Annotated in this window: 9 protein-coding genes; 2 read left to right on the plus strand and 7 right to left on the minus strand. The window is 63.5% G+C overall.

Annotation, left to right across the window (positions count from 1 at the left end):
* Nucleotides 1-103: 103 nt before the first annotated feature.
* The 7 genes from FEM54_RS17060 to FEM54_RS17090 are packed head-to-tail and all read right to left on the minus strand — an operon-like array spanning nt 104 to nt 6,454.
* Complete coding sequence (locus tag FEM54_RS17060; protein ID WP_138452054.1) at nt 104-1,093, minus strand: Csu type fimbrial protein; 990 nt, start codon at nt 1,091-1,093, stop codon at nt 104-106.
* 16 nt (nt 1,094-1,109) lie between these two features.
* Nucleotides 1,110-3,503 carry a fimbria/pilus outer membrane usher protein gene (locus FEM54_RS17065; RefSeq protein ID WP_032865533.1) on the minus strand — a complete coding sequence of 798 codons (2,394 nt, stop codon included), beginning with the start codon at nt 3,501-3,503 and terminating at the stop codon, nt 1,110-1,112.
* A gap of 44 nt (nt 3,504-3,547) precedes the next feature.
* A complete protein-coding gene (locus FEM54_RS17070; protein ID WP_138452056.1) occupies nt 3,548-4,333 on the minus strand; it encodes a fimbrial biogenesis chaperone in 786 nt (261 codons plus the stop codon).
* 26 nt (nt 4,334-4,359) lie between these two features.
* Entirely contained in the window at nt 4,360-4,860 is a 501-nt protein-coding gene (locus tag FEM54_RS17075; RefSeq protein WP_026013649.1) for a Csu type fimbrial protein, read from the minus strand.
* A gap of 5 nt (nt 4,861-4,865) precedes the next feature.
* Complete coding sequence (locus tag FEM54_RS17080; protein ID WP_026013648.1) at nt 4,866-5,399, minus strand: Csu type fimbrial protein; 534 nt, start codon at nt 5,397-5,399, stop codon at nt 4,866-4,868.
* Between the two features lie 18 nt (nt 5,400-5,417).
* On the minus strand, nt 5,418-5,960 hold the full coding sequence (locus FEM54_RS17085) for a spore coat protein U domain-containing protein (RefSeq protein ID WP_099550034.1): 543 nt from the start codon (nt 5,958-5,960) through the stop codon (nt 5,418-5,420).
* On the minus strand, nt 5,954-6,454 hold the full coding sequence (locus FEM54_RS17090) for a Csu type fimbrial protein (protein ID WP_017136489.1): 501 nt from the start codon (nt 6,452-6,454) through the stop codon (nt 5,954-5,956). The genes FEM54_RS17085 and FEM54_RS17090 overlap by 7 nt, the downstream gene beginning before the upstream one ends.
* 215 nt (nt 6,455-6,669) lie before the next feature.
* On the opposite strand from FEM54_RS17090, the gene zapE reads away from it, so the two are divergent.
* Together zapE and FEM54_RS17100 are read left to right on the plus strand one after the other, a co-directional pair.
* Entirely contained in the window at nt 6,670-7,764 is a 1,095-nt protein-coding gene (gene zapE, locus FEM54_RS17095; protein WP_138452058.1) for a cell division protein ZapE, read from the plus strand.
* A 40-nt stretch (nt 7,765-7,804) separates the two neighbouring features.
* On the plus strand, nt 7,805-8,721 hold a 917-nt coding region (locus FEM54_RS17100; protein WP_138452060.1), incomplete at its 3' end, for a leucine-rich repeat-containing protein kinase family protein.

Genomic DNA, 8,721 nt, shown 5'->3' on the forward strand with positions numbered 1-8,721 from the left:
GCTACGCACTTGCTCAAGTTCTAGAGGATCAAGACCGGCTTTTGTGGGAGCGGGCAAGCCCGCTCCCACATTTTGATCGCGTGGACCTTCAACGGACGCGGCGTTAAAAGCCCACATCCAGCACCACATTATCAATGTAGGTGCCGCCCGGCGGCGTGGCTTGGTCAGTGTAGATCTTGGCGTTGTAGTTGAACACTTGGCTGCCGGTGCCCAGGCCGTTGCCGGGGTTGATCTCGGCCGAGGAACTGGCCCGCCGTGCTGCGCCCACACTGCCCCAGCGCGTGGTGCCGGCACTCATGAAGATGTCGTAGGCCAGGAAGTTACCGCCGGAAATCATCCGCCGCCGTCCGCCCACGCTCACCGGGTTCTGCCCATCACTGAGGCCGACGGTGTAGGCACTGCCCTTGGTGCAGGCCACACTGGCCTGGCCGTTGACGGTGGCGAAGGCGCTGACCACCGGCGCACTGCCGAACGCAATCGGCGGCGTGGTGATCTGGCAGTCGTTGACCACCGTCATGCTGACGTTCAAGGTCGTGGTGCCGTTGTTGATCTCACGGCCCAGACAGGCCCCAGCAATACCAATGCCCGAGCAATAGTTCCAGTTCCAGAAAATACTCAGGGTTTCGCTGTACACCCCCGACGCCACGTTGCTGCCAAGGGTGGTGGCGAAGTACAGCGGCACGACTTTGGTGCCCGGCCCGAACACCAGGCCAAGGGAGGCGGCAATGCCGCCACTGCCGCCAAAATCGAACGCGGTGCCGCGTGTCATCGGGAACGCCGTGGTGTTGTTGGCATAGATCGTATAGTTGATGACATCACCGGTCGGCCCCACCAGGCCACCTTGGGGCGAACCACTGACGGTCGCGTAAAAATGGTCATTGGAGGCCAACACCGACAATAGCGCCGGCGTGCAGCTGAAGCCGGCATTGGTGGTCGAACTGGGCTGAGAGGTGGTGCGCACGGTCATCGAACTCACCGTCGTGCCAAAGCTGGCCGGTACGCTGGCCACCACCGAGCACACGGCCTGCACCTGCGCCGACACGCCCAGGCTTGCCAGCAACAGGCACCGCAACAGCCATTCCTTGACCCGCACACGCACACTCCTTATGTCATTGGCACACCAGTGGCCCGATCAGTGGCACCTGGGCCTGGGTGGTATCCAGCTCGAACATTGCCTGGCAGGTCTGGCCGTCACCCAAGGTGACTTGCAAGGTGTTATGGGCGGCCAGGTTCTCCAGGTACACCAGGCCGTCCCACCCCACCACCGCCTGCGCGCCGCTTTGCTCGTGTCGCACCTGGCTGCCCAGTGGCAAGTCCTGGTGCTGGGCGTCGACCAAGGTGATGCTCGCCGCGATCACCTGGCGCACCGGGAATTCCAGCAAGTAGCCACTGCCACGGCGCACGGCCACCCGTTGCTCGACGTTGGGCACCTGCACGTTCGATGGCAGGTTCAGTGGGTCGATCTCATATTTGGCGCGGTAGTAAGCACTGGTCCACGGCACCAGCAAGTGCCCGTTGCGGTCGGTTTCGCCCACCACCTGGTTCTCGTAGCGCACCGGTACACCACTGACCCCATCGGTGCTTACCACCACAAACGCATCGTTGACGCGGTTGGCGGCAAACATTTGATTGTCCATCCACACCAACGAGCCACTGGCGTCCGCCCACCGAGTTTCCGCGTCGCTGCTGCCGTACACGCCGGCCTGCAACTGCACCGACTGCAGGCGCCAGGTCAGGTCAGCCTGGCGATAAGCCGGCCCATCACCGCTGGCGTAACCCAGGTTGAAGCCCACGCCGCCTTCGGCCGGCACTGCTCGGCTGTAGTTGACACGCTGCTGGCTCGCGCCGGTTTTACTGCGCTCGGTGCCCACGCTGAGGCTGCCGTAGACGTCGAACGGCACCACCACCTGCGCCTGCACCGCCCAGCTGCTATCACCCACTTCATGGTTGGCCGACAGGTAAAAACTGCTGTTGCGCCACAACGGCTTGCTCCAGGTCAGGTTCACCAGGCGGGTGCGCGAATCATCCGCCGCCTGCACATCGAAATAGCCGACGCCCAGGCTGCCAAAATTGTTCAGGTTCAGGCTCAAGGTCGCCTGCTGGCTGCGCTTGCTGAGGCTGGCGTAAGGCGTGTCGATCAGGCTCAAGTCGGCGTATTGCTCACGGCGCTCGACCCGTTGATACGAGAGGCTGTAGCGCTGGTTGCTGTATTGGTAGCCCAGGCTCAGTTGCTGGCCGGTCCTGCCGTCGTACTGGCTTTGACTGACGGCGGTATTGAGCACGCCGAAGTTACCGACCCGCAGGTTGCCGCCGACACCGCCCAGGGACAGGTCACTGGAGGCTTCGGCATGGCTTTCGAGGGTAAATGCATCCGAGATGCCGTAGCGAAAGGTGCCGCTGGCCACGCCAGGGCCATAGCCAAAGTCCCGTATGGTGTAGTCGCGGCGCAAATTACCCGCCGCCACCGAGAAGTCCGACAAGCCCTTTTGCAGCAAGGTACTGGTGACATAGAACGGCACCGTGGTCGACACCTGCCGGCCCAGCGCATCGGTGGTGACCACCACCGCCTCGCCGGCGCCGTTGATAAACGGCACGTTGGTGAGGGTGTACGGCCCCGGCTGCAGATCAGCACTGCTGGATTTATAGCCATTGATAAACAGGTCCACCGAAGACGGCACCGCCGCCTCCCCGGCAAACTGCGGCAGCGGGTAGGTGACCAGGTCCGGGCGCACGCCAAAGTCCCGCGACAGCTGCACACCGCCCAGGCGCACCGAGGTGCTCCAGGGCAAGGCGCCGCTGATCACATCGCCGGCTTCATAGGTCAACAGGCGCTCATCGTCGGAGAACCGCCAGGTGGTGTCATAGCGCCGATAGCCGTTGTCGAGCGAGCTGCCAGCGGTTTCCCGGCCAATGGTGGTGCGGTATTGGCCGGTGTTGGACAACGTGCCCCAGGTATCGAATAGCCGCACTTCGTTGAAGATACCGAGGTAGGTGCCCGCATCGTCCGTGTTGTTCAGGTAGGCGTCATAGTTGAGCAACGCGCCGAAGCTGGTCAGCGCCTGGGTGCGTGGGTAGTTGTTGCGGCTGCCGATAAATTGCTCCGGCAGCCAGGCCGGCGGCACGCTCAGTACCAGGCGCTGGCCCTGGCTGTCGTAATCGGTGTGCAGGCCAGGAAAGCTTTCCAGCGCGACTTCGCCAGGCACGGCACCAGGCAGCTTCACACCGACTTCCTGCAACACCGACGCAGGCAAAAACAACTGCCCGGCACGCTGATTGACGGCGACCACACGGCCGGTGTCCATCTGGTTGACCACCAGTTCCAGGAACAACTGCGCATCGGCAACAGCCTCCATACTGCTGGGCGGGGGCGGCAACGGCGCAGCGAAGCCCGGCGGCGCCAGCACCCAGCCAGACAAGCCGCCCACCACCCACACCGATCGCCATAGACATCGAGCCCGATCCTGGCTCACCAAGGCTTTGTGCCCATCAATGGACATCTCCATCCGTTGTTAACACCAGGGCCTACTCCATGCCCTGCCACACTGAGTTAGCGTCCTGGCACGAGATTCTCCACTTGCGTTGCCCCATTGATGCGCACCTGCAGCGGCTGATCGGCCGGCAAACCATCCGGCACCGGCCAGCGCATGGTCGCGCCCGGCAGCACATAGCCCATCAAGCCCTCTACCAAGGGCCGCGGCTGGCCGCCCTGCTTGAAGGTGGCATCGGTGAGGCGCGCATGCACGGCGCCCTGGTTGCGCATCTCGACGTAGTTGCGCCCGCCCACGGTGACTTTTTTCCAGCTTAAATCCGGCTTGCCGGCGGTTTTCGGGTCACGGTCACGGGTGCCGTCGACCTTGCTCCACAGGCCTGGACCGTAGGCAAACAATGGCACCGAATAACGCATCTGGAAGCGGATAGCAGCGGCGGTCTTGCCATCCGCCGGAGCCGGCGGTGGTGTGGCCGAAGGGATCTCATCGATGATGATGCGATAGGCCAGCTCCTGGCCGGGCGGCACTTCTTTGGTTCGGGTCAGGCGCACCAATTGCTTTTGCCCAGGCTCGATTTTCGCCACCGGCGGGCTGCCAATCACATCGCGCTGGTTCTGGTATTGCTCATCAAAACCGCTCTGGGTCCAGGCAAACACGCGGATCTGCAGGTTGGCGGTCTCGGTGCCGCGGTTCTCCAGCCACAGCGCGCTGGCCTGTTGATCGGCTTCCAGCACCGGGTCAATCGGCCAGATCAGCACCGAGCTGGCCGCCTGGGCCTGCCCCGCCGCCAACATCAACAACCCGCTCAAACCCGCTGCCCACCCGTGCCGGGAAGCTGCACACATAGATCTCACTCCTTATACCGATCGCCTTACCACGACAGCTGCACCTGCAACGTGTCGCTGTACGTCCCCCCAGGCTGGTTACCCGGTAATTGCACTCGCCCATAAATCGGCAAGGTGATGTTGTTGGCGTCGCTGTAGGCCACGCTCACGCTTTGGCTGATCCCCAGGCTCTGGCTGAACGCCGCGTCCCGAAACAACTGATAAACCACCTGGGCGGTGCCGCTATTGAGCTGCATCCGCCGTCCGCTGTTGTTATGCAACCCGCCATCGACACTCATGCTCAGCGCCACCCCCGGCGTGCATTGCAGGGTCACGCCGCCCGTCAGCGCGACAGACGCCGTGCTGGTGGCCAACGCCGAATAGGTGCCGAACGCCAGGCTGCCGTAATTGGTACCGCCGCCGACCACCAGGCAACCTGGCGTGATCGTCGCGCTGACCTGGAACGACTGGCTGGTCACCGCCAACAGCGACAGCGGCATTCCCCAGCCGATGCACACCGCCAACGCCGCACACCCTGCCCGGCCCATGGCACTTAGAACGTCAGGGTCACGTTAACCGTGTCGGTGTAAGTACCGGCCGGTAAGCCCGCCTTGCCATTGGCCTTGCCGTAGATATTCACGGCCTGGGCCACGCCAGTGCTCGGCGCCAGGTTGATCACCCCGCCGATGGCCAGCAGCGTCGAGTGGCCGCTGTCGGTGTAGAGGTCATACGGCACGTAATTGGCCACCCCGTCATACAGCGCACGACCACCGCCCACGGACTGGCCGTCGTGGGCACCGGCAGACACCGTCAACGTCGGTGAAGTACCCGCCGAACACAGGATCGACAACGCCCCGCCACCGCCGCCCAGCACCTGGCCGTCGGCTTCGGTGAACAGGCTGTTGGCGGTACCGAAGTTCAAGTTACCGAAGCTCATCCCGCCGGTGGCTGCGGCGCCGTTGACCTGGCAGCTGCTGGTGAGCACCAGGGTGGCGCTGACCGTACCGGCCACCGTCGCCGCCTGTGCGCCCGACACCCACGCCAACGCCATCAATGGAAAAACCGCCTTTGCTATAAGTGCATGCATGATGTCCATCCTCATCGTTTACCAATCCAGAGTCACCGTCAGGGTGTCTGTGTAGATGCCGGCCGGTAAGGCCCTGGTATTCGCCACCACCGAGCCGAATACCGGGATCGGTACTTGTGTGCCCTTGGTCACGACGAAATTGCGTTGCTCGCCAATGCTGTAGCTGCGCCGGCCGAGCGAGTCAGCCGACAGTTGATAGGGAATGGTCTGGCGCCCGTTACTCAGGCGCCTTGTGGTGCCATCACCATGGGCGCCGCCGTCGATGGTCACGGTGAAGCTGCTGACCACCGAGGGGTTGCAGGACACCGACAGCGGCGCCTTGCTGCCATCGGTAACACCCGCACCCAACGGGTGGCTCCATGTAGGCCCCTGGGTGCCGAAATCCAGTAGCGCACTACCGCCGGCGGGGCTCACCGGCGCGCTCTCGATGTCTTTGCTCACCTGGCAACTGGCGGTGATGACCAGCCGAGCGTGGATCTGCCCGGCGACCGCCGCTTGGGCGTCATCGGCCAGCAGCAACAGGCCGCCCATGGCCGCCAGGGCCAAGCTGCGGCTTACCATGTGACGGTGACCTTGAGCAGGTCGGTGTAGCGACCGACCGCCGGGATGTCCTTGAGCGGCTCAATGCGCCCATACAGCGGCAGGTCGACACTGCCGGAGTCGGGCACACGCCCGCTCAGCGGTTCATTGACCGGCAAGGCGATACGCCGCGCGGCATCGGCATAGATACGATAGGGAATCGGTTTGCTCGAGGGCGTCGCAGCACTCAGGTAGCGCACTTCGCCGCTGCCGCCATGCAGGCCGCCGTCAACGCGCAGTTGGTAAGGGGTGTCGGGGTTGCACTCCAGGCGCGGTTGGCGCTGGCTGATAAGCGCCGCACTCAGAGGCCCGGCCGGGTCATCCAGACGCGGGCCGCTGCCAAAATCCAATACGCCAAGTTGCTCGATGCCCGCACTGCGGGTAGTGCCCACCAACTGGCAGCCCCGTTGCACGTCGATGCGCACCTCCACCTGGAGTTGCGCAGCGTAAACCGTGCTGCAGAGCATCGTGCCCATGACTGCCAAAACGCCTCGTCCCTTCACGGCCCCAAATCCTTGTACAGGGGTGATTGCTCTGTAAGAGGTTAGCCTCAAAGGGCGAAACTGCCAGTCTGGGCCGGGTGGCGGGCGTTACATGCCTTTTCGAGATAGCGGGGGGCGCCGTTCTGTATTGGTCAAATCGACGCGAGCGCCCTAAAGTGGGCAACCACCGACATACAGAGTGACGTGCATTGGTTGTGTTTTCCCTGATTCAGCGTCTGCTGGGTAAAAAAAACGCGCTGACAGGCGCCTCGCCTATCCCGGCGTTCTTTGAAAACAAGGCCCGAGACCAGGGCTATACCCTCAGCGCCGGCCAAACCCAGGCAATTACCGCCCTCGCCCGCGAAACCCGGCACCTGCTCGCCGGCCAGCCGACGCGCAGCCTGTACCTGCACGGCCCAGTGGGGCGTGGCAAAAGCTGGCTGCTCGATGGGTTCTTCCAGGCGCTGCCGATTGCACAAAAGCAACGCGTGCACTTCCATGCATTTTTCACCCGCCTGCACCAAGGCATGTTCCAGCACCGCGAACAGGACGACGCCCTGGGCGTGACGTTGGACGAGCTGCTGGCCGATTGCCGGGTGCTGTGTTTCGACGAATTCCACGTCCACGATATCGGCGATGCCATGCTCATCAGCCGCCTGTTCCAGGCCTTGTTCCAGCGTGGCGTGCTGGTGCTGGTGACCTCAAACTACGCCCCCGACGGCCTGCTGCCCAACCCGCTGTACCACCAGCGCTTCAAGCCGGTGATCGACTTGATCGCCACGCGCATGCAGGTGCTGGAAGTCAGCTCGCCCGAGGATTTTCGCAGCTTGCCCCAGGCCCATGCCGAACAGCGTTTCACCGGCGGCCAGTATGTATGGCCCGGTAGCGCCGCCCAGCGCGAAGTCCTCGGGCTGCCCGCCACACCTGGCGCGGCGCAAACCCTGAAGGTCGGCAACCGCCGATTGCTCTGCCGCAGCCATCAGGCGCGCAGCATCGTGTTCACCTTCAACGACCTGTGTGAACAGCTCACCGCCGTGATGGATTACCTGTTGCTGTGCGAGGATTTCGACCACTGGGTCATCGACGGCCTGCCCTCCCTGGCTGACTGCCCGATCGCCGTGCAACAGCGTTTTATCAACCTGGTGGACGTGCTCTACGACCAGGACAAACGCCTGACCCTGATCGGCCAGCAACCCCTGGCGCGTGCCCTGGAAGGCCAGGCCATCGACCTTGCCCGCACCGCGAGCCGGCTGAACCAATTACAAACGGTGTGCCCGCAACCCGCGCCCGACCCGGTATCATGAGCGCCTTTCACGCCCACCTTGCCGAGTGACCGCGCCGTTCATGAATACCCTCGCCCAACTCAAGGCTGGCCAATTGGCCGGTATCAAACGCCTGGACCTGTCTTGCGGGCTGACCGAATTTCCGCCGGAAATCTTCGAGCTGGCCGACAGCCTGGAAATCCTCAACCTCACCGGCAACGCCCTGAGCAACCTGCCCGACGACCTGTATCGGCTGGCGCACCTGCGCGTGCTGTTCTGCTCGGACAACGCCTTCACTGAGCTGCCCGCCTGCCTGGGCCAGTGCGCCAACCTGAGCATGATCGGCTTTAAAGCCAACCAGATCAGCCACGTACCCGCCGCCGCGCTGCCACCACAGTTACGCTGGCTGATCCTCACCGACAACTGCATCAGCCAGTTACCCGGCGAGCTGGGCGAGCGCCCACTCCTGCAAAAGCTGATGCTGGCCGGCAACCACCTGACGGACCTGCCGCATAGTCTGCTCAACTGCAAAAACCTCGAGCTGCTGCGTATCGCCTCCAACCGCTTCACCCAACTGCCGCCATGGCTGCTGACGCTGCCGAGCCTGACCTGGCTGGCCTATGCCGGTAACCCGGTGGAAATCGCCGTTGAAGTGGCGAGCGATGATGCAACGCCGAATATCCCTTGGGCTGAACTGGAACTGGGCGAGGTGTTGGGCGAAGGCGCTTCGGGGATCATCCGCAAGGCGTTGTGGAAGCCGCCAGCGTTGCCGGTCGCGGTCAAACTCTACAAAGGCACGATCACCAGCGACGGCTCGCCGCTGCATGAAATGCAGGCCTGCATCGCCGCCGGGCTGCACCCGAATCTGATCAAGGTGGAGGGGCGCGTGGTCGGCCACCCGGAGGACCAGGCAGCCCTGGTGATGGACCTGATCGACCCGAGTTACCGCAACCTCGCAGCCTTGCCGAGCCTGGCGTCATGCACCCGCGATATCTACGC

This window comes from Pseudomonas edaphica, assembly GCF_005863185.1.
GTDB lineage: Bacteria > Pseudomonadota > Gammaproteobacteria > Pseudomonadales > Pseudomonadaceae > Aquipseudomonas > Aquipseudomonas edaphica.

Excerpts from the sequence above, each read along its gene's own strand:
- FEM54_RS17075 (WP_026013649.1), bottom strand. The coding sequence starts at position 4,860 with ATGGGCCGGGCAGGGTGTGCGGCGTTGGCGGTGTGCATCGGCTGGGGA.
- FEM54_RS17085 (WP_099550034.1), bottom strand. The coding sequence starts at position 5,960 with ATGGTAAGCCGCAGCTTGGCCCTGGCGGCCATGGGCGGCCTGTTGCTG.
- FEM54_RS17065 (WP_032865533.1), bottom strand. The coding sequence starts at position 3,503 with ATGGAGATGTCCATTGATGGGCACAAAGCCTTGGTGAGCCAGGATCGG.
- FEM54_RS17080 (WP_026013648.1), bottom strand. The coding sequence starts at position 5,399 with ATGCATGCACTTATAGCAAAGGCGGTTTTTCCATTGATGGCGTTGGCG.
- FEM54_RS17070 (WP_138452056.1), bottom strand. The coding sequence starts at position 4,333 with ATGTGTGCAGCTTCCCGGCACGGGTGGGCAGCGGGTTTGAGCGGGTTG.
- FEM54_RS17090 (WP_017136489.1), bottom strand. The coding sequence starts at position 6,454 with ATGGGCACGATGCTCTGCAGCACGGTTTACGCTGCGCAACTCCAGGTG.